The organism is Calditrichota bacterium, assembly GCA_013152715.1.
GTDB lineage: Bacteria > Zhuqueibacterota > Zhuqueibacteria > Thermofontimicrobiales > Thermofontimicrobiaceae > 4484-87.
The window spans coordinates 13,342-34,418 of record JAADFU010000023.1 but is presented as its reverse complement, the minus strand read 5'-3'; the positions used below and the strand labels follow the sequence as shown (position 1 = coordinate 34,418).

17 protein-coding genes are annotated in these 21,077 nt (G+C 42.7%); 7 read left to right on the top strand and 10 right to left on the bottom strand.

Translation table 11 applies throughout. From position 1 onward, the window contains the following. Positions 1–322: 322 nt before the first annotated feature. Positions 323–766: an IS200/IS605 family transposase gene (gene tnpA / locus GXO74_02165; GenBank protein ID NOZ60462.1), complete on the bottom strand. Its 444-nt coding sequence runs from the start codon at positions 764–766 to the stop codon at positions 323–325. Positions 767–1,259: 493 nt separating this feature from the next. After that, positions 1,260–1,910, bottom strand: coding sequence for a hypothetical protein (locus GXO74_02160; protein NOZ60461.1), 651 nt, complete (start codon positions 1,908–1,910; stop codon positions 1,260–1,262). 235 nt (positions 1,911–2,145) lie between these two features. Between GXO74_02160 and GXO74_02155 the strand changes: the two genes are divergently transcribed. The 3 genes from GXO74_02155 (at position 2,146) to GXO74_02145 (ending at position 8,309) form a co-directional block, all read left to right on the top strand. Continuing rightward, positions 2,146–3,954, top strand: a complete 1,809-nt coding sequence (locus GXO74_02155) for a thioredoxin fold domain-containing protein (GenBank protein ID NOZ60460.1) — start codon at positions 2,146–2,148, stop codon at positions 3,952–3,954. A gap of 375 nt (positions 3,955–4,329) precedes the next feature. Continuing rightward, positions 4,330–6,906, top strand: coding sequence for a hypothetical protein (locus GXO74_02150; GenBank protein NOZ60459.1), 2,577 nt, complete (start codon positions 4,330–4,332; stop codon positions 6,904–6,906). Positions 6,907–6,944: 38 nt separating this feature from the next. Next, positions 6,945–8,309, top strand: a complete 1,365-nt coding sequence (locus GXO74_02145) for a sigma-54-dependent Fis family transcriptional regulator (protein NOZ60458.1) — start codon at positions 6,945–6,947, stop codon at positions 8,307–8,309. A 74-nt stretch (positions 8,310–8,383) separates the two neighbouring features. Here the strand turns inward: GXO74_02145 and GXO74_02140 are convergent, their stop codons facing one another. The 3 genes from GXO74_02140 to GXO74_02130 form a co-directional block, all read right to left on the bottom strand. Beyond that, positions 8,384–9,370, bottom strand: coding sequence for a hypothetical protein (locus GXO74_02140; protein ID NOZ60457.1), 987 nt, complete (start codon positions 9,368–9,370; stop codon positions 8,384–8,386). Between the two features lie 63 nt (positions 9,371–9,433). Then, positions 9,434–9,808 (bottom strand): GxxExxY protein, encoded by a 375-nt coding sequence (locus GXO74_02135; GenBank protein NOZ60456.1) that lies wholly within the window; start codon positions 9,806–9,808, stop codon positions 9,434–9,436. Between the two features lie 150 nt (positions 9,809–9,958). Continuing rightward, on the bottom strand, positions 9,959–11,623 hold the full coding sequence (locus tag GXO74_02130; GenBank protein NOZ60455.1) for a peptide-binding protein: 1,665 nt from the start codon (positions 11,621–11,623) through the stop codon (positions 9,959–9,961). Positions 11,624–11,866: 243 nt separating this feature from the next. Here GXO74_02130 and GXO74_02125 point away from each other — a divergent pair, with 243 nt between their 5' ends. The 4 genes from GXO74_02125 (at position 11,867) to GXO74_02110 (ending at position 16,093) form a co-directional block, all read left to right on the top strand. Continuing rightward, entirely contained in the window at positions 11,867–13,873 is a 2,007-nt protein-coding gene (locus GXO74_02125; protein ID NOZ60454.1) for a GAF domain-containing protein, read from the top strand. 156 nt (positions 13,874–14,029) lie between these two features. Continuing rightward, positions 14,030–14,533, top strand: coding sequence for a hypothetical protein (locus GXO74_02120; GenBank protein NOZ60453.1), 504 nt, complete (start codon positions 14,030–14,032; stop codon positions 14,531–14,533). Between the two features lie 16 nt (positions 14,534–14,549). Continuing rightward, entirely contained in the window at positions 14,550–15,167 is a 618-nt protein-coding gene (locus GXO74_02115) for a nucleotidyltransferase family protein (protein ID NOZ60452.1), read from the top strand. Positions 15,168–15,271: 104 nt separating this feature from the next. After that, entirely contained in the window at positions 15,272–16,093 is an 822-nt protein-coding gene (locus GXO74_02110) for a hypothetical protein (GenBank protein NOZ60451.1), read from the top strand. 338 nt (positions 16,094–16,431) lie between these two features. Here the strand turns inward: GXO74_02110 and GXO74_02105 are convergent, their stop codons facing one another. The 5 genes from GXO74_02105 to GXO74_02085 form a co-directional block, all read right to left on the bottom strand. Then, positions 16,432–17,295, bottom strand: a complete 864-nt coding sequence (locus GXO74_02105; GenBank protein ID NOZ60450.1) for an NmrA family NAD(P)-binding protein — start codon at positions 17,293–17,295, stop codon at positions 16,432–16,434. 69 nt (positions 17,296–17,364) lie between these two features. After that, complete coding sequence (locus tag GXO74_02100) at positions 17,365–17,775, bottom strand: hypothetical protein (GenBank protein ID NOZ60449.1); 411 nt, start codon at positions 17,773–17,775, stop codon at positions 17,365–17,367. Between the two features lie 44 nt (positions 17,776–17,819). After that, a complete protein-coding gene (locus tag GXO74_02095; protein NOZ60448.1) occupies positions 17,820–18,341 on the bottom strand; it encodes an ester cyclase in 522 nt (173 codons plus the stop codon). Between the two features lie 620 nt (positions 18,342–18,961). Next, a complete protein-coding gene (locus tag GXO74_02090) occupies positions 18,962–19,297 on the bottom strand; it encodes a DUF3795 domain-containing protein (GenBank protein NOZ60447.1) in 336 nt (111 codons plus the stop codon). 300 nt (positions 19,298–19,597) lie between these two features. Next, positions 19,598–20,959 carry a sigma-54-dependent Fis family transcriptional regulator gene (locus tag GXO74_02085; GenBank protein NOZ60446.1) on the bottom strand — a complete coding sequence of 454 codons (1,362 nt, stop codon included), beginning with the start codon at positions 20,957–20,959 and terminating at the stop codon, positions 19,598–19,600. Between the last annotated feature and the right edge of the window lie 118 nt (positions 20,960–21,077).

The window sequence follows — 21,077 nt, the reverse complement described above, 5'->3', positions numbered from 1 at the left end:
CTCATAGGGTCACTGAAGTATAACACAAGCGCCCGCAGTAGTCTACGCAAATGCAGTGCGGTTGGGGACCACGCCCACCATCGCGAAGTCCGCCTGCGCCGACTGAACTAGAGAATGGGACGCTGATGAACGCTGATACACGCAGATAGAGAGAGGGCGGTTGGAAAATGGGACGCAGATTTGCGCAGGCTTCGGACGCAGATCTTGAGAATCGGGAACCAGCCCACGAAGGTGGGCTTGGGAAAGGTGGCGGTGATTTCTAATCGCCCGACAAACGGCGGTTCGAAACCGCACCTACCCTCACGAAGTCGGCCTGCGGCGACTAATCAACCGATACTTCTTGTCCCTCATCTGGAATCATGATCTGTTCCCAGTCGTCCCGCAAGTGTCCGACGGCATGGTGTTCTTTCTGGCGCTCAATGTACGCCTGCACGGTCGGGACGTCACCCTTCCGCAAGGTGAAGGCACTGTAAGCGCCCTGCCACTTGAAGAATTCTCCCGGCCTAATCTCGTGGGTCACCAGATGGGAGGAGGAGCCTTTCACTCGTTTCGCCAACTTGGCCGCCGAGACAGTTGTGTGCAGCCGCACCAGAAGATGCACGTGATCAGCAACACCACCAATCGCCAGCGTGACGCACTTCAGCTCCCGGCATTTGTCGGCAATCGCAGCATAGAGGTGAGGCTCGACCTCATCGGTGATCAGGGGCAACCGATCCCACGTTGCCCACACCAGGTGCAGATAGAGTTGCGTGTAGGGCGCTCGCATGGAATCTGCTCCGGATGCACGGCGGTTTCTAGAGGGCGGTTCGAAACCGCACCTACCGTCGCGAAGTCGGCCTGCGCCGACTGAATCAGAATCGAAACCAGCCCACGAAGGTGGGCTTGGCAAGAGTAGCGGTGATTTCTAATCGCCCGACAGGGGGCGGTTCGAAACCGCACCTACCATCGCGAAGTCGGCCTGCGCCGACTGAATCAGAATCGAAACCAGCCCACGAAGGTGGGCTTGGCAAGGGTAGCGGTGATTTCTAATCGCCCAAATTCCAAGCTGATTAGCCCTGCTACCTGGGGCACTGGAAGTGTCGCGCGCAAGAACTCGGCCAGGTAATGACAAAACGGCTCCAGGATAGAGGGTGTAGCCCAGAGGTGGTCAACGTTGACGAACTGGCTTTCGGGCCTGTAAGCGCCAGCCTCAAGCAAGAGCGCCAGCAAGCGGGCACGAATACTATCCTGCTCTACGGGCCAGGCTGCATCCACTTGCGTCATGTTGTGGCCTCGTCCTGGCTACTTTTCGCAGCCCGCCAATGACGGTAGAGGTCGGAAAGGCGGTAGAAATAGAGCAGACGGCCCTCCGCCAGCCAGGGGGCAACGATGCCCGCACGCGTATCGGCGGACACCATGTCGTTGATGGCTATCACCACAGCAGCGGTTACGCTGGCGCCAGCACGTGCAGCTTCGGTCTCGGCCGCCTGTATATGACCGCCCGTTTGCACCGTGGCATCCACCAAGAGCAGGCGTTCACCGGGCTGTGGCCGGCGCGGCATGAAGTGGCCGGTTTCGCTATCCCTGGCCACGAGCGTACGCTTCAGTCCTACGCTCAGCAGGGTAGCCAGGGGAATGCCGGTAGTAGAAAGGGTACAGATGACGTCGAATTGCCAGCCACGCGCCGGTAGAGCGTTCACCAGCCAGTCGGCCAGCGGCTCGAGAATGGCTGGATCGGTACAAACCGCGGCCCAGGCATTCCAGGTAAGGTCAGGCGGAGCCTCTGGCGCGTGTAGTCGCACCTGGCTGGCATGACGCAACTCCACGTAGTCCCCCTCGTGTACCGCGGTGCTGATGCTGGCCAGAGCGATCTCGCGCAGAGCTGACCAATTGGTGGTGAGATCGCGCCAACGAAGAACCTGCTGGTGCAATTCCCGGATGCTGCGAGAGATGGCCTGCGGGTCTTGCTGCTGTAAGGCTGACCGCACCTGGCGGATGTGACGATTGAGATGGCATTCCTTATCTAACTGAAGATCTGGAAAAGATAATCAGACTCACGCGAGGGATGAAACGGGTAAAGTCAAAAGAAATTCTTTTTGCTGAAAAAAGGATAACCATTACCACATTGAAAAGATGATAATTGATCACAAAAAACAAGGCAAAAGCATGACTAAAAAAGTTACAACAATAGCCTGTCTGATATTATTAATTACTTTACAACAGCTATTTTGCCAAGCTGTTCCAAAAGATAGTATAGTAACCGTTTCAACGAAAATGTCCCCGCAAAAAATTTTCGCTGGTGACACTGTCAGTATTCAAATTGGAATCAAGATAAAAGAAGGTTTTCATATCTATTCACATAAACCGACTTTAGATTATCTTAAACCAACTATAATTGAATTATTTCCTAAAAAAGGAATCAAATTAGGTGAAATAAACTATCCAAAGCCAAAATTAATTTCCCTGCCTTATATTGATGAAAAAATAGCTGTTTACGAAGGAGACGTTGTTTTTAATGTTAAAGCAATTATAAGTCCAAATTTTTCAGAAAACAATTCTGTACTTAAGGGAGTTATAAAATACCAAGCTTGTAATGAAGTGAGCTGCAAAAATCCGGCGGAGGAAAATTTTAAAATTCCGGTAAAGATATTTAAAAATAAAATATCTTCGATAAAAAACAATAGTAAAGAACTTGTGGATTACAAGGTAGCCAAAGTTTCAGAAGCCATCCAACTGACTTCCGATGAGATTAGAGCTAAAAACATATTAGAAAAAGGTTTGTTTTTTTCAATTATTTCATTTTTTGTTTTTGGATTAGCTTTAAACCTTACTCCCTGTGTATATCCTGTCATTCCTCTGACGGTTGGATTTTTCGGTGGTCAAAGTGATCGCAGAAAAAGTTCGAGCTTCCTGATGGCATTATTTTATGTTTTCGGTATTGCAATTATTTTTGCATTATTGGGACTGATCTCCAGTCTTGCCGGAAAACAATGGGGATTTTTATTCCAAAATTCATGGTTTGTTGTAATTATTACCATCATTATTTTAGCAATGGCTGCCAGCATGTTTGGCGCATTTGAGATAACAATACCTGCGTGGTTATCATCCCGTCTCGGTAAATCCCGGGATGGAAACGTTGGCGCTTTTGTTATGGGACTCACTGTTGGCGTCGTTATCGCCCCATGTGCGGCAGGGATAATCATTGGATTGGTTGGGCTTGTCGCAAAATTGGGCATCGTAGCAAAAGGGACATTTCTATTTTTCATTATGGGACTTGGTCTTGGCTTACCCTATTTAATTTTAGGAACTTTTTCAGGGCTTCTAAATAAGTTACCACAATCGGGTATCTGGATGGTCTGGGTGCGAAAAATGTTTGGCTACCTTTTAATAGGTGTTGCGCTGTATTTCTTTCTGCCACAAGCAAAACATGTTACTAACCAACAGGGCTTTTTTTTCGGATTGCTGATAATATTTTCTGGGCTAATGTTAGGATTTTTAGATCATACACCAGGTTATTCAAAAGGATTCAAATTCATTAAATATGTATTAGGAATTGTTCTCATTTTATCAGGTATTCTTTTTATTAATAACGCAAAAAAGGTCGAAACATCAGCGATTAAATGGGTTCATTATGAAGGAAGGAACTTGTTTGAAATACAAGAGACTGATAAACCCGCCATTCTTGATTTTTATACAGATTATTGTTTAGCCTGCAAAAAAATGGATAAAACTACTTTTATGGATAGACGAGTAACTGAATTAGCAAAACAGTTTTCAATGATTAAGGTTAATTGCTCAGTGGAGAGTGACCAAATTAAAAAATTAAAGAGCAAATATGATGTTGTTGGAATGCCGACTTATATTTTTCTTGATTGTAGTGGCAATGAAATTAAGGAATTGAGAATTGTTGGAGAAATTGAAACAGAAAAATTTTTGAAAAGAATGAAAAAATTGGTTCAAATAACTACTGAATAGTGCCAGAGATTTGTCAAAAATCAACGACCTAATTTTATACGAGAAACTGTTGCTTCCCGCTCTGGATTCCCGACAAGAGCTTTCGAGAATGACATCCAACCCTTAAAATGTAGAGAGTCAAAATTTAAGTTTCTTGAAAGTAAATAAAATGCCGGACGATACAATGTTCTATGGGATGGTAAAAATTATAGCGGAGAAAAAGTAACAAGCGGTATTTATTTAGTTATCTTTCAGGCGGGTGAATATCAGTATGTAAAAAAGATAATTTTAGCCCGCTGAAAGCTTTTTTAAAGGAATCACTTTCCCCTTGCATTTCTACCATAATTTCGCTATTATTAAATCGATCGAATAATTTTAAATGCAAGGGAATAAAACATGACCAAACGCAATTTCATATTACTGATCTTCTTCAGTTCCCAATTAATTCTAGGACTAACAAAATCTTCCGCTGAAGAAAAAAATACACCCGAAACAATCCACTGGGACATCTCAAAAATCAAGCAAGTCGGAACAATAACACCTATTATCAACAGCTACGACAAGGTGTGGGATTTTATTCTTGATGATTTTGATAATGATTTTCAGCAGGAAATTGGGATTTTAAGATCAGATGACAATAACCCTTTTTTTCTTTTTGTACGCGAGATTGATACCTATTCCTTAACTTTTGATACAGGTATTTCTTTGAGAAATCATTTAGATTCAAATAATTTAATTGAATTGCATGGGAGTAAGAACTATCGATGTCTTACTTACCGAATTGACAAGGATAGGGGATATGTCGACATTTATAATTCCAGATTAAAGCCCACCCAATCAATTCAGACTATTTGCGGAAAAGACAGAAACGGAAATGGAAATTGGGATGGTAATCTTGACGAGGCAGAACTTACGGATTTAAATTCTGACGGCAGGAAAGATTTGTTAGTGGGGTTTAATACCGGTGCTGACGGATACCCACGGGCTTTGTTGGGCTATGATCTGTTTACAAAAGAAAACATTTTTGCGAAATATTTTGCTCCCATGCTCCACTTTTTTCAAACTATCAACGTTGATGACAACCCAACCCCTCAAATAGTCGTTGCCCTTGCCGGAGCATCGGACGGACGTTTTTTTGGCGAATTTCGTCGCGACAGCAGCTATCTAACAATTTTAAATAACGATGGATCAGTACTAAAAAAATGGGCTTATCTCGGTGAGTCGAGTTATGTATGTTTTGATATGTTTGATATTAACGGAGATCATGTGCTTGACATAATTTCCGGTTGCTATTCTCGTCGGGACAATGGCCAGATTCCTTCGTTTTTGCGAATAATCGACGGAAAATCGTTGAAAGTACTGTGCGAATATGAGTTGGAAAATATCGCGCTCAAACCCGCCATCATTAAAATTCTTGATCTGGAATACGATGGCGATCCCAAGATTGTTGTGTTAGACGAGGAAGGAAATACTGGTTTGTTTCATTATAATAAATTTTCTCATTCAATAGAATTAATCAATTTTTCTGATTATTACGGTGAAAAGTTTTTGGTTTTAAACGATGATTTGAATGGCGATGGCTTTGACGAATTATTTTTCACCTGCTCCAATCCACCTTCGATTGTGATTACTGACAATAAGCTTCGTCCGCTATGCTTTTTTCCCACGGAAACCTTTGATAAATCCAAGAAAGACATTTTTCGCTTAAATAGCTCTACCAATGAAGAAGCGCAATACATTTTCCTGTCAAATCATAAATTATTTAAAGCATCAATACCAGTTGAAGAAATTTTCCCTCCGCTGCCGTTTAGATTCAACTGGTTGGGGCTAAAACTGAATTGGGGGATTGGAAAATTTCTCGGACTAATTCTTTTTATATTAGCGGTAATTTTGCTGCCAGGGCTGTATTTTTTTCGCCAAAAAAATGCTATCGGCATACCGGAATCGAATCGAGTTGGCTGCGCTATCATGAATCAATCCGGTAAAATAAAGAAATACAACCACACATTTCTGAAACTGACGCATTTGCATCCCAATGATTTGCACAAATCAATTCATGAATTAACAAAACAGAATAGCTATTTTCGGAGCTTTGATGCCGTTTATGCTGAGTTTGTTCAAAGTTATTACACTCATTTCTATAAAGAAATCAATATTGGATTTTCCGGAAAAAGAAAAATTTTCGGTTTGGAGCTATTTCGTATGAAATATAACCGAAGCAAATCACCAATGCTGTTTTTGGTTATCGATCTGTCAGAGACAAAGGCATCTGAGCAAGCCCGAATTTGGGCATCTATGGCTCAGCGCGTCGCCCACAAAATAAAGACGCCCTTGGGCACGATTTTGCTCGCTATCCAACGGCTGCAAAGAAAATATCAGAAGAATGCATCTGAATTCAGCAGCGAATATAATAAATTGGCCAATACCGCCATTTCCGAAATAGAGCGTGTACGGGAAACTATTAATGTGTTCATGAAAATCGCCCGTCTTGATTCACCCAATTTTCAGAAAGGAGAACTGAATAATATTCTTAAAGACACATTGCAGGAATACAGGAGGAGACTGCCCGAAGGAGTTCGCATTGAAGTCAATTATGATGAAAATGCTCTGAACGTCAAAATCGACGATAAGCATTTCAAAGAAGCTATTTTTAATATTTTCGACAATGCCGTCACGGCAATGGGAAGTCACGGACAACTTAAGATTTCCACTAATCTGGAGACACATCCTCTGCAAGATTACGGCGGTCAAAATTCCGTTACGCTGGAAATTGCTGACGATGGCAAAGGAATGTCGGAGGAAGAATTGCAAAACTTATTCACTCCCGGATTTACTACTTCCGAGCATGGCTCAGGCATGGGATTGGTCATCTCGAAAAATATTATTCAAAATCATAACGGGAAAATTGATATTCATAGCAGGAAAGGTGTGGGAACTACAGTGACTATCAATCTGCCTTTGTTGGATAAATAATTCGAATTCTTTTTGTAACTGAAAAATCGGGGAAACAAATGGTTCATTTCAAACCGAAAGTCTTGATTGCAGAGGATGACGAGGCGTTTGCAGAGCAATTATCGGAAACATTGAAAAGTGAAAATTACAATGTCATAGTCGTCCACGATGGCAGCGGAGCGTTGAAAATATTGAAAAATGACAAAGTTGATCTTGGCTTTATTGATTTATCCATGCCCGGAATTGACGGCATGCAAGTTCTGCAAGAAGCCCAGATGACAGCTCCGGATGTGCCGTTGATCATGATTACCGGCTACGCTTCGATCGAGAAAGCAGTGCAAGCCACACGATTGGGCGCTTATGATTTTATTGAAAAGCCTGTCAGCCTGGACAGGTTGCTTCTTACGGCAAAACATGCTCTGGAAAAACGAAAACTGCAATTAAAAAATCACTGGATGGCTGAAGAAATACTGATGCGGTATGAAATGGTCGGCACCAGCGAAGCCATGCAACAAATTTATGCCTTGATCGATAAAATTGCACCGACAAACAGCACTGTGCTTATTACCGGCGAAACCGGAACAGGAAAAGAGCTTGTAGCCAGGGCTTTGCACACTCGCAGTAGAAGGGCAGATGGCCCTTTTGTTCAATTAAATTGTGCTGCCATTCCGGACAATTTACTGGAAAGCGAATTGTTCGGTTACAAGAAAGGAGCTTTCACTAATGCTTTCCAAGATAAAAAAGGTAAAATTGAAATGGCAAATCAGGGATCGCTTTTTCTTGATGAAATTGGAGATTTGAGTACGTCATCGCAAGCAAAAATATTGCGAACTCTGGAGGATCATGTAATTACCCCGGTTGGCGGCGTTGATGATCTGGAAATTGATGTGAGAATATTTGCGGCGACAAATAAGAAATTATCCGAACTCATTGAAAAGGGACTTTTTCGGCCGGATTTGTATTATCGGCTACAAACTATTGAAATTTCTCTGCCTGCTTTGGCAGAAAAAAAAGAGGATATCCCTGAGCTCGCCCAACATTTTCTAAAGCGTTTTTGTGCGGAAAACAACAAATACATTAAGGGCTTCACCGCCGGAGCCATTCATTTGCTCATGCAGCAAGAATGGCCCGGTAATGTGCGACAATTGAAATCCATTATCGAACGATTAGTTATTCTAAGCAATAATGAGGAAATCGCCGTTGACGAAATTTCTTTGGTTTTAAAGACCCAAAGCGTTATGAACATGAGATATTTTGAAACTTACCAGGAGGCGGAACACGCATTCCAGAGAGATTTTTTCAGTCAAGCCCTTCATGCCCATAATTGGAATGTATCAGAGACGGCGAAATCCCTGAAAATTGACCGGACGAATCTCTATAAGAAGATGCAGAAATTGGGCATTAAAAATGAACGGGAAGAATAAACAACATTTTTTTAGAAATTGTAGCTTTTGCAAATTAGTTTGCCTTTCAGCGGCCTCATTTTTAGCTATTTCTTTCAAAATTCCACATTCGGCGAAAAGAGCCATGTCAAATACCCTTCGGGCTTGTCGGGAAATCGGTTTTTTTCTCTGTCATAGCGATAAACCCACTCCCAGCGCACACCGGCAGCAGCAACTAAGAAAACCATCCTGCCAAAAATCTTCACGGGAAATTTTTTGCCGTAGCTGAAATATTGATACACCGAATGGGGTGGGTGATTCTCGCCAGTGATGGGGAAATAGGCTTTGTATTTGATGAGTGAATTTTTGAGGAAAGAGAGCTTGTCCGATCCATAGTAACTCTGGCTACGCTCAAATTGCAAAGTCAGCACGTTGTTCAGCAAATTTGAGCGATGAAATTTCACGCCAACGCGAAAATTCCAGGATAATTTTCGGTGACTTTTTTCGTTGATATTGCCAATCAATACAAATTCAAGTTGCTGCCAGAAATCGTGAATGTAAATATTGTCCAAAATCTGGTGATAGCCAAAACTGTAGGCAAAACCCGCCAAAGCGGAACCCGCCTGTTTCCGGCGTTGTTTGTCGCGCTGATCCAGAAACTGGTAGCGCATGAACAGAATATTTCCGGCAAAAATACTCCAGGCAAAAGGCTCCTCATAGCCCCCGCTGACGGAGCGCAATAAGTTGATGTCATAAATTGTGTTGAAGCGGTTGAAAGTTGCCGGTTTTTCCGTTTCCAGATAGCTGCTGAGAGAAGTCAGGGGATAAAATGTGTACTGAAGGAGCAAAAATTTCGGCAACGTCAATTCTCTGATGAGTTTAGAATAGATTAATTTTTCCTGTCCGCTGTGAATGGCATAAGAACGGTCGTAACGGCGAAAATCAATGTACAAAGAGCTGTAACTTTTGTAAATATCAAAAGTCATCTGGCCGCCGGTGAAATATCCGGAAATTGACTTGTTGAAAGCGATAGTCTGGCAAAATATCTCTGAAATTAAAACTGCTGAAAAAAGCAAGGCGAATTTTATTGTTTTTGATGTCATGGTCGTTCACTTTTTTTTAATAGCACGCGGATGACACGGATTACACAGATTTTCGCTGATTTTTTATTTCCGGTCATTTGTAAATATCTTTCTCCTGAATTCTGCCTTCTTTCCAAAATTTAAGAGAAGACCGACTTCTATTTCAGTAGCTTTCAAATAATTAATCAATTGAGCCTCATGCTCTTCACAAAGGCTATCCATAGCTTTTAATTCAACAATAACTAAGTCGTCAACTAACAAATCGGCAAAATAATCCCCAACGATTTTGTTGTCGTAAAATACTTTAATGTTTTGTTGCTGTAATACCTTGCAACCCATTTTGCGCAGCTCAATAATCATAGCATTTTCATAAACTTTTTCCAGAAAGCCAAAACCTAACGTATTGTTCACATTATAGAAAGCTCTTATTATTTTGTCTGTTATATCTGAATGTAACATTTGGCTGCCCTTTTATCTTTTTAAGCAAATAAACACCCATTTTATTCGAAAGCACACACATTATACTTATGACAATAATTTTAAGGAATTCTATCCGTGCCTATCCGCGTAATCCGTGTCATCCGTGGGCTATTTTCTATAGTGTGTACTTTATTGTCTCTGAAAAACCTTGGGTATCCACCAATAATCCAAATTATAATCAAATCCCAACGGCGCAGGATAGGGTTTCACTCCCTGGATGCGTTTGCTGGTGGCGATCATGCTGTTGCGCATGTACAAATAGATCACCGGAACATCTTCAGAAATAATCTCCTGGGCGCGGTAAAAATATTTTTTCTGCTGTTCCCGGTCAAAAGTGCGCAGGGAATTTTCGATGAGCTCATCCAGTTCGGGATTGATGTACGTTGCCCAGTTGTATTCGGTGTCGTGAATCTGGCTGGAATGAAATTCAAAAGACAAATCCGGAGCAAGTACGCCCAATCCGCCGCGGGTAACGCACATGTCGAAATTTCTTTTGGCAACAAAAGTATTCAAATAGACGCTCCATTCCACAACTTTAATTTTCATGGCAACGCCGCTTTTTTTCAATTGTTGCTGGACAATTGTCAAGATTTGCTGCACAGACTCATTTTGAAAGGAAAGCATGGTAAATTTGAACGGTTCTCCGTCCTTGTCAAGAATGCCGTCGCTGTCAGAGTCAGTCCAGCCCGCTTGCGCAAAGAGTTGTTTTGCTTTTTTCGGAGAAAAAGGATATTTTTTGATGTCGGGATTGTATGCCCAGGACTCCGGCGGAATGGGTCCCCAGCAGAATCTTCCTTTGCCAAATTGAACGCCGTCGATGATGCTTTTTTTGTTGATGGCATAATAAATGGCTTGACGCACGCGTTTGTCCTGAAAAAGCGGCATTTTTAAATTGAAAACCAGTCCGTACATGAAAGTGTCGTTGTATTCAAACTTTTTCACATTTTGTTTTACTTCGGGGCCCGACAGATCGCGCAGAAATTGCGTGGTGTGCAACCGCGTTACCAGATCCAGATTCCCGGCTTTGAGCTCGAGAATTTGCACGGCAGCTTCGGGAATAAAGCGAAAAATCATGCGATCGAGACGAGGTCTGCCCCAGAAGGAATTCTCGTTCGCGGCTAAAACAATTTGTTCGTTGGGCGTCCAACTGACAAATTTGAACATGCCGTAGCCAATCGGATGGCGGTTGAAAGGATCGGTGTTGATGTCTTTGCCTTGTAAAATATGTTTAGGCAAAACGCCGATGTCCCAGCGGTACACGGCGTAAACGAACGGTTCTTTGTAAATCACTTTAAAACGATATTTGTCCAGCGCAAGGACAGTATCGATGCGACTGAAGGCATAGTGGACGATGGTTTTCGTGTGCGGATCGATAGCTCTTTTGTAGGTAAAAATCACGTCGTCTGTGGTCACTTCAGGACCGTCGTGCCAGTGCACGCCTTCGCGCAATTTGAAAATCAAAACTTTGCCGTCTTGCTCAAAATGCCATTTTTCCGCCAGTACCGGCGTTAATTTGGCGTGACCAGGATTTCCCGGGTCTTCCAATTTTCGCACCAGCGGGGGAAAGAGATGAATAATCACTTCGCATGAAGCGCCGTCGCTGTAGCCGTAAAGCGGCTGCAAAGAAACCGGCTCGCCGCTGAGCGCGCGAACCAGTGAACCGCCGTATTCGGGCTGATTGGGATCAAAATTTTGCACAGCCGTTTGTCGGTCCGAATTTCGGTCATTTTTACCGCAAGAAAAGAAAAAAACGAGCGTCAACAACAAAATTGTAATTTGAACTATTCTGCGCATGAGCAAATTTCCTCCTTCGGAAATTACCATAATTGACATAAGTCCCAATGCAATATATTGAAATTCACAACGTTTGTCAAGCACAAAAAGCAGAAAATTTGCTGAATTTTGCTGATAATTTTCCTGGCGCTAACTTTTACAAAATTGTGACATTTGAAAAATGACTTGCCAAAATGAGACTTCTTTCATATATTTGTTTATTCAAGTTGTGACTAATTTCAAACAACAGCCAGGAGCGGCATCATGAGTGACACTTATCTACCTATTCTGTTTTTCTATCCGGAAATTGATCCCCAATTCAAAAAAGCGTTCGTTTACAAACATTTTAATTTTTTGGTCAAAAAAAGCACTGAGAAATCAGAAATCATCGATTTCATCGGCGAGCACAAATATTTTATTTTCATCTCGGATGCCTCAGGTATGGCAGAAATCCGCGGTTTGCACAAAAAATTTCCCGAGCTTGCCGAACGCGTCGCGCTGATCGGATTGGGCGAAGATGCGATAGCGGAACTGCTGTCTGCTCACGGCGATGTTTTATTCGAATCAGTGCAAACAATCACCTTGCCGCCGGATTATCACAAATCTTTGCTGGCTCTGATGAATGCGAGCAATTATCTCAAACACAAGAGGCAATTATTCGAATTAGCGTATCGGCTCAATATTCAAGCGAAAGAATTGCACGAGTTGAACGACATCGGCGTGGCTCTTTCTGCGGAGCGGGACCCGGACAAGCTTTTGGAAACCATTTTGAGCAAAAGCAGAGAGATCACCGGCGCCGACGCCGGCAGTCTGTATCTGGTGGAAAAAATACCGGATAGGGAAGAAGACTCGAAAAATTATCTGGCGGACAAACAGCTCCGCTTTAAATTGGCGCACTGCGACACGATTCCCATTGATTTCACCGAATCGGTGATGCCCATTGAGAAAAAAAGCATCGCCGGAAACGTCGCACTGACAGGGAAAGTTTTGAATATTTCGGACGTTTACGAACTTTCGAAAGAATCAGGCCTTACGCACAACCGCTCTTTTGACGAAGCTGTGGGCTATCGGACGAAATCCATGTTGGTCATTCCCATGCTCAACCACAAGGATGAAATGATCGGAGTTTTGCAACTGATCAATCGCAAAAAACACTGGGACGTGCTGCTCAGTTCACCGGCCGTGATCGAGGAAGAAATCATTGAATTCGATGAAAAATGCGTGGATTTAGCGAGTTCTCTGGCGAGTCAGGCGGCGGTTTCCATTGAAAACAATCGTTTGTACGAAGATATCAAGAATCTGTTCGAGGGTTTCATTAAAGCGTCGGTGCACGCCATTGAACAAAGAGATCCGACAACCTTTGGACATTCCGAGCGCGTCGCGACGTTGACCAGCGCATTGGCAAAACAAGTGGATCGGATCGGAACAGGAAAATTCAAAGATGTGCATTTTTCACGAGAAGAGTTTCAGCAAATTCAGTACGCCGCATTGCTGCACGATTTCGGCAAAATTGGCGTGCGAGAAAACATTCTGGTGAAAGCAAAAAAGCTGTTTCCTTACGAATTGGATACCGTTAAAAATCGTTTTAAAATTTTGACGCAAGCGACAAAATTGAAATCCGCGGACAGAAAGATAAAATTTCTGCTGGATTATGAAAAACAAAAGGCGATGGAACTGTTTGAAAGATTGGACTGGGAAACCCAGGAGAAAATTAGAAAACTGGATGAATTTTTACAAATCGTTTGTGAAGTCAACGAACCCACCGTGCTCAATGATTCCAAATTGGAAAAATTGCAGCAAATCGCGACGCTGGAGATCGATGCCAACGGAAAATCCACGCATCTTCTCACAGAAGAAGAAATAGCCCGGCTGTCCATTCCAAAAGGCAGTTTGAGCAATGAAGAGCGGCTGGAAATCGAATCCCACGTGACGCACACTTATAATTTTCTGGAAAAAATTCCCTGGACGCGCGAATTGAGATCCGTCCCGGAAATTGCCTATGCGCATCATGAAAAATTGGATGGAAGCGGGTATCCGCGCCGTCTGTCGGCGCCGGAAATTCCCATCCAGTCGAGAATGATGGTTATCGCTGATATTTACGATGCGCTTACCGCATGGGACAGACCGTACAAAAAAGCAGTTCCTGAACAAAAAGCCCTGGACATCATTGGCTACGAAGTCAAAGATGGCAAAGTCGACGCGGAATTGTTTAAGATCTTCATCGAGGCGAAATTGTTTGAATTGGTAAAAAAACCTGATGAAACGAGCTGACGAAAGACGGTCGCTAAAAAAGCCAGTTTATTTAGACCTGACTCCTTGAAATTATCATGAGCCTGGAAAAATTGACGTAATTTCTGTAAACTTTCTGCATCCCGCTTCGTCTAAAGTTATGACAGGAATTTTGAAAATGTCAGAAGGAGTGGATCAATGCAAGAAAAAATCAAAATTTATGCCATTTTACTTCTTGCCATTGCTGCAGTTTTAACGAGTTGTGCCGGCCCCAAAAAGTTGAGTGTCGATGAGGTTTACACAGCCATCCCGCCGGCGCAGCCCTTGCCAGAATATTTTCGCAAGAGTCAGGAGAAAAATTTAATCATTGCCATCGAAAATGTGGCCGATGAGAGCAAAAATTACAAAAATTATGCGGAGCTTTTCATCAATGGCTATTTGATCAAACCGGACCATGAAGTAACAAATATGACCAGGAATTATAGCTATCACATGTTGCTTCAACCGGGCATTTATGAAATTGAAGCAAAATATTATGCTTCAACGGGCTGGAAAATTGAGAAATTTCTCATCAAGGCAAGAGAAAAGGTAATGGTTTTCCCGGACAAAAAAACATTTTTGACGGTTGATTTGACGAAAAACTCCTGGGGCGGGTTAGAAGAAAATCCATCGTTTTTCAAAATCCGCTACGAGCAGAAATAATGCGGTGCTCGGTTTTATGAATTTTGCCACTCATCAAAAGGAAAAAAGCAACTCGCTTTCATGTTTGATCTTAGCTGCTGGTTTTGGAAGCAGATTAAAAAATATTGGTGTGAAGCCATTATTGTCCTGTCGCGGGAAAAGTTTCCTGCGAACCATTGTTGAAAATAGCCTGCAAGCCAATTTCTCGCCCGTCGTTTCTGTCGTCAATCATTCAAATCGTTCTGTAATTGAAAAATTAAAGCTACCAATGAAAATTTTAATTAATGAAGCCCCTGAAAACGGCATGTTTTCTTCCGTTCGCATTGGCGTTGAGCACCTTGCAAAGTTTTCTTCGGGAATTTTAATCATTCCGGTGGATTACCCTTTGGTAAAAAAGACTACGTACGAAGTTCTCGCGAGTGACTTTCGAAGTCATCAAAATTCCGTCATCATCCCCAGTTTGGGAAAAAAATCGGGCCATCCGGTAATTATTCCCGCAATCCTTTTCTCAAAAATTTTACAAAAAGCCCTTTCCGCCACTTTGCGCGATGTGTTTGCTGAAAACAGACAACTCATTCGCTACGTCGCGGTTTCCGATCCGGGAATATTAATTAACATCAACACAGAAACTGCTTACCGCAAATATTGTCAATAATTTTGTTGATTTTTATCTGAAAAATATTAACTTGTCTTTGTGAAGCTTTCGTTTTTTGCTGCGAGTGCATTTTTGTTTATTTCTGTCAAAGCTTGGGAATAGAAATGGAAATTAATCATGAGAGAATAGCAGACTGGAAAAAGAAGAATATTCCTTTTTGCATAGTTACTGTTGTTGACTCCAAAGGGGCAACGCCGCGAAAATCAGGCGCCAAAGCGATCGTTTTTGCCGACGGAGCTTCAGAAGGAACCGTCGGCGGCGGCGCTATTGAAGTGCAGGCGTTTCGCGAAGCAGTGCAAGTTTTACGGTCAGGGAAACCTGTTCTGAAAGAGTATCTGCTTGACCAACTGGAAACTGGAAAGATGATTTGCGGCGGAAAGATGACGATTTTTTACGAGCCAGTGCTGCCGGAAAAACGATTGACAATATTTGGCGGCGGCCACGTCGGACGCGCCATTGCCAACGTGGCTAACGAAGCTGGGTGGAAAATTCGCGTCGTTGATGAGCGAGAAGAAATTGTCGACAAAGATTTTTTCCCGGAAAATTGTGAATTGATCTGTGCCCAGTTTCAAAATTATCTGGAAAAAGTCGAAATTTCAGCCAATGATTGGCTCGTGATTGTCACGCCCCGGCACTCAAAAGATGAGTTAGTGTTGGAAAAAGTCATTTCCTCGCCAGCGCGCTACATTGGTGCCATGGGATCGCCCAAAAAAATCAGGGAAATGAGGCAAAATTTAATCAAAAAGGGGATTTCAGAAAAATTGATTGAAAAAGTGCACGCGCCGATCGGGTTAAACATCGGCACAGAAACTCCCGGGGAAATTGCCGTAGCAATCGTGGCGGAAATGTTAGCCGTGTTGCATGACGTTCCGATGATTCGATCGTGCTCGCAGAAAGAGTTTGCTGCTGATTTCAAAAACAAATAGCGTCATTCCCAAGAATGGTCTTTTTGCAGTTGGTTTCAATTCTTTTCAAATAAATTTGCATGTCTCCGAAAATTGTTACAATTCATAGTAACGATTTAGCAAAAGGCTCGTTTCCGGCAGATGTTCCCTCCCTAACATTTTGTCCGCTGTGGTCTTTTCTTTCCGCTCTTAATCCAAAATTCGCGCGTCAAAGCGCAGTCTCAAGGATTTGCACTTGTGCGCCCGCGCTTACTGCGTGCTTCTAATCAAGTCGCTGATACTGTTCATTGTGTAAATGCGCTTTCATTTAAATATGGGTAGAATGGCGCTGTAAATATGTCAACATTTTCAGTAGCTAACTATGCAGTCGCGGTACTGAGTTTCGCTTTTCTTTGTTTGATCCATTCGTCTAATGTGATTGCTGGCGCACCGAGGATATTATTGGCTTCTGTCGGATCCCCAGGTTCACCCTTTTTTGCAAAATGAACCATTACAGGAACATCGTTTTTTAAACTCTCGTTTTTAGCCATCACGCCGATAATTTTAGCGAGCCAGAAAGGAATTGAACCGAGATTTTTAATTTCAGGATGTATTTCGGAACAATACCGCTGCAGTGCTTCACGTGAAGACAATTTTTCCGGGCCATGGATACATAGTTTTTTATTTGCAGCCTTTTCGGTGGTATATGATTTAGCTACCATGCGCCCCAAATCTTCAGCAGCAAACCAATGCACATATACTGGTTTTTTGCCTATGACATTTGCTCGATTTCCCCGAATCATCGAGAGAATATTTTCCATTGCACCAGTTGGGCAAAAGAAAGTATAAGGGATTCCGCTCTCTTTTATCAATTTTTCCACTTTTAGTTTTTGTTTGGCGAGAGGAATTTTTGGATTTTTAATAAAAGTAGTTGCTCCGGAAAGGTAAGTGATCCGCTGTAAGCCCAAGCGGGAAGCAACATTTAGAATATTTTCAGCGACTGATAGTTCAATAGAAGGCTGCAAATTTATATGAACGCCGTAACAGCCATTAAGAGCCTTCTCCGTATCGTTAGCGTCGGTCACATCGCCGGTCACTATTTCAAATGAGTCGTCAAAGAGTTTTTGGGCTTTCTCTTTATTTCGCGTCATGATGCGGACTTGAAATCCTTGTTGTTTTAAATTTCTTGCAACAGGCGCCCCCAGCATACCCGTGCCACCCAAGACCAATATCCTTTTTTCCATGATGAGATCCTCCTTAAGAATTAACAATAAATTCCCGCAGTCAGGTAAATTTCCGATAAATTCTTAATTTTACACAAACATGCCAACAAAACTAACTATTAATCCTGCTAGGAAAAGCATACTGCCGATGGCGGCAACCGGAACAATTCTAAATCGTTCACCAATGGCGGCCAAAATCATAGCTATAATAAAGCCGATAGCCAGCCCCATCTGGAATTGAGATGAATAACCAATGATTTCGGTTTTTAGTGCAATACCGATTAAGAAAGTGATACACGCAAAATTGTTTGCGTGGGCATGGGCAGGAATCTGGATTCTAAAACCATCATACGTTGACCAGAATTCGTCGAGTCCTCCTTTTTCCGAAAGGCTTTTCATTTTTTCCACCCACTCTGGATGCGCCATACCTGCTTTTAAGCCAAATATTGACCAAATAATTAACCAAATAAAAGAAAAGCCAATCAAAATTTCGCTCGCCATTTCTCCGTTCCTTTCTGTAAAATTGCTAAATATTTTTATTGCGCTCATTGATGTTGCGGCTGTTCCGGAGGGGGTATGATGCCCATTTGTTGCATAAAACCCAGCATGTTCGTTTCAACCCATTCTTCAATAACTTTTCCGTTTTCAAAATAGCGAATGGAGATCGCTGTCATCGTTAATTTTTTGCCGGTAGGAGAAGACCCCATGAGTTCGCCTTTTTGCGTGCCAGTCATCGTGCAGCGAATGACAACTTTGTTTCCTTCAGCAATCATGTCGTCAATCGTAAATTGAAAATCAGGCATAGCTGTACGGTACATGCTAATTGCCTGTTTGTAACCCTCGCGATCATTTGCGCCAGGAGCGTCGATGTGGAGAATGTAATTCGGCGATAGAATCTCATCAATTACAGCTAAATTTCCTTTGTTCCACGCCTCGTCGATAAGGCGGCGGACCGCGGCTTTATTTTCTTCTGTTGAATTAGAAGTATCCTCTTTCTTTTGACAGTGAAAAGATGCCAGCATCATAAATAATGCCAGTAGCGAAAAAACAGTCGCCTTAACTTTCATAGCACACCTCTCATTTTTTGGGATTGTGAACTGTTTTATACTTTAAACACAGGGAGTCTCTTTGCTCTACATTGCGCCCCAAAAAAGAATTCTTTTTACGCAACTCAACGAAAAATAAGCGCCTGCCTGTTCCGCTTGCTATAGTATTTCGCTCGCACGGAAGGGCTGATGTGTGAGAGGAATTTAGGTTTAGTGCGAGTTGTTTGGGTAGTCGTATGTGGCGTTTGCGATCCGAAAGTTGAGTTAGAGTATTATACCAAATAATATGGATATTGTCAAGAAAAAAATATAGAAAAGTAAAAATTGTTTCTGAATGGAATAAGAGAGCGTCGGCGAACAACGCCAAAGAGCAAACCCACCGCCAACATCGCCTGAAAAAGCTTTTTCTCGGTCAGCTTACAGCAAATCAGGAATGTCCAGAAAAGTTTTACTGTGCATGACGCTTCCCGACTTTTTCTGAAGCCATATCTTTCTTGTTCCGACTGACATCAAATAGAACCCTGTAATTTCCAATGATCAGTCTGAAGAAAGGGTGCTTTTTGAGCCGTTTGATTCTTGCGCTGTCTGTCGGGAAATTTCTTTGGCTTTTCGTTCCTTCGCAGAACACGTCCCAATCAGAATCAGGCGCTCCCGGCGATCCGTTTTTCTTCTTTAAATGTATCGAGTCCGATTTCCCGAATCCGATTCAGATTTCCAATGCGGTCAGTGCGAAAAATGAAACCAAAGAATTTAGAAACAAGATTATTCAGTTTCCGACAATCCTTCAAATTTTCAAATTCTGTGCATTCGGCGCAGGTCCCGTATTCCCGTTCCATGGCGCACGCTTTCATTTTGCAATTGTGATTCATTGGTTTGGCACTGTGGCAACCTTCGCATTTTCCCTTCAGGTACATTCCGCAGTTGCTGCAGACAAGACCGCAATAGGCGACAATGACATCGTTTGCTTTTTCAGCCATGAGTTTTCCTCACTTTTGTCCTGAATATCAATTTTGTTTAATTTTTCTGAAAACAGCTTCCGGGTAGAAGTACCTTATTTAATATAATCAAATTTTTCAAAAAGTCAAGCAAGAAATAGGTACAGGTAAAAAATGAGGCATGAAACGGCAAATAAGAAAGCAATATTTTTTATCTGCCATCTCCTGCTTCGCTGAGAAAATTACGTTTGAGCAACGGCATAACAATTATTCAGGGAAAAATTCCTACGGCGTCGCCTTGCTTTATAAAAAACAAATCAGAAATTGATGAAAGGGAATTAATCACGGTCTGGGAATATTGAGTTTTTCCAATTTACTGTACAACGTTCCGCGGCTGATTTTTAGCAATTCCGCGGCGCGTTTCAAGTTTCCTTTTGTTTCTTGCAGCGTTTTTTGGATAAGAATTTTTTCCGCATCGGTCAGGGAATAGGAAGAAAGTTGCAGCGAGATTTTGCCGCTTTTCCCGTTGCTGCCGAAATTGTAGGGCAGGTCTTTTTCGGTGAGAATTTTACCTTTGCAGAAAACCACAGAACGCTCGATGGTATTCACCAATTCGCGCACGTTTCCTGGCCAGGCGTACGATTCCAGAATTTGCAGTGCGCGGCGGGAAAATTTTTGCAGCGGTTTGTTCATTTCCGTGGCAAATTTCTTCAGGAAATGATCGGCGAGAACCGGGATGTCTTTTTTGCGTTCGCGCAGCGGCGGCAGATGAATGTTGATCACGTTGAGGCGATAAAATAGATCTTCGCGAAATTTCCCCTGGTCAACTAGTTTTTCCAGATTTCTATTGGTCGCGGCGATAACGCGAATGTCTACCTTGATCGTATCGTTTCCGCCCAGGCGCTCGAACTCGTGGTTCTCCAGCACGCGTAGTAGTTTTACTTGTGTGGACAGGGGAATTTCGCCAATCTCATCGAGAAAAATCGTGCCTTCGTTTGCCAGTTCAAACCTGCCGATACGTCTGGTGATGGCAGAAGTGAACGCGCCCTTTTCATGACCAAAAAGTTCGCTTTCAATCACAGTTTCCGCCAGCGCCGCGCAATTTACTTTTACGAATTTTTTGGTCTTTCTTTTGCTCGAATAGTGCAAAGCATTGGCGACAAGCTCTTTCCCTGTTCCGCTCTCTCCGGTGATCAGCACGGTGGAGTCTGTTCCGGAGACCTGGTCGATTTGCTCTGCGATTTGTTGAATTTGCGTGCTGACGCCGATGAAATTGCTTTTGCCGAAAAGCTGATCCAATCGATTCTGCAAGACGGTCTTTTCTTCATGCAGCGTTTTTGATCTTTTTATGCGGTCGACGATTAAAGAAATTTTTTTCAGGTCAACTGGCTTAATAATGTAGTCATACGCGCCTTTTTTCATCGCTTCGACTGCTGTGTCCACATCAGCATGGCTGGTAAAAATGATCACATAAGCGGCCGGGTCAATTTTAATAATGTTTTCCATTGTTTCAATGCCGTCCATGTGTGGCATTTTGAAATCAAGAAAAACGATATCAGGCTCGTACTCACTGAATTTTCTGATTCCTTCCAGTCCATTGTCCGCAACAATAGCCTCTAAATTTTGATGCCTGAGTACATCTTGCATCAATTCCAATATCATTTCATCGTCGTCGATCACTAAAATCGGTTTTTTCGTCGACATATTTTTCCTACATTTGATGAGCGCTTGTGTCCCGTTGGTGTGCGTTAGTTTTTTTCGAATGTATCAGTGCCGATTGTTACTTTACAATTTTTATGCCCGAAGCAATTTCAAAATTGAA

Coding starts and splice junctions, on each gene's coding strand:
- tnpA (NOZ60462.1), bottom strand. CDS start 766: ATGCGAGCGCCCTACACGCAACTCTATCTGCACCTGGTGTGGGCAACG.
- GXO74_02155 (NOZ60460.1), top strand. CDS start 2,146: ATGACTAAAAAAGTTACAACAATAGCCTGTCTGATATTATTAATTACT.
- GXO74_02150 (NOZ60459.1), top strand. CDS start 4,330: ATGACCAAACGCAATTTCATATTACTGATCTTCTTCAGTTCCCAATTA.
- GXO74_02145 (NOZ60458.1), top strand. CDS start 6,945: ATGGTTCATTTCAAACCGAAAGTCTTGATTGCAGAGGATGACGAGGCG.
- GXO74_02140 (NOZ60457.1), bottom strand. CDS start 9,370: ATGACATCAAAAACAATAAAATTCGCCTTGCTTTTTTCAGCAGTTTTA.
- GXO74_02135 (NOZ60456.1), bottom strand. CDS start 9,808: ATGTTACATTCAGATATAACAGACAAAATAATAAGAGCTTTCTATAAT.
- GXO74_02130 (NOZ60455.1), bottom strand. CDS start 11,623: ATGCGCAGAATAGTTCAAATTACAATTTTGTTGTTGACGCTCGTTTTT.
- GXO74_02125 (NOZ60454.1), top strand. CDS start 11,867: ATGAGTGACACTTATCTACCTATTCTGTTTTTCTATCCGGAAATTGAT.
- GXO74_02120 (NOZ60453.1), top strand. CDS start 14,030: ATGCAAGAAAAAATCAAAATTTATGCCATTTTACTTCTTGCCATTGCT.
- GXO74_02115 (NOZ60452.1), top strand. CDS start 14,550: ATGAATTTTGCCACTCATCAAAAGGAAAAAAGCAACTCGCTTTCATGT.
- GXO74_02110 (NOZ60451.1), top strand. CDS start 15,272: ATGGAAATTAATCATGAGAGAATAGCAGACTGGAAAAAGAAGAATATT.
- GXO74_02105 (NOZ60450.1), bottom strand. CDS start 17,295: ATGGAAAAAAGGATATTGGTCTTGGGTGGCACGGGTATGCTGGGGGCG.
- GXO74_02100 (NOZ60449.1), bottom strand. CDS start 17,775: ATGGCGAGCGAAATTTTGATTGGCTTTTCTTTTATTTGGTTAATTATT.
- GXO74_02095 (NOZ60448.1), bottom strand. CDS start 18,341: ATGAAAGTTAAGGCGACTGTTTTTTCGCTACTGGCATTATTTATGATG.
- GXO74_02090 (NOZ60447.1), bottom strand. CDS start 19,297: ATGGCTGAAAAAGCAAACGATGTCATTGTCGCCTATTGCGGTCTTGTC.
- GXO74_02085 (NOZ60446.1), bottom strand. CDS start 20,959: ATGTCGACGAAAAAACCGATTTTAGTGATCGACGACGATGAAATGATA.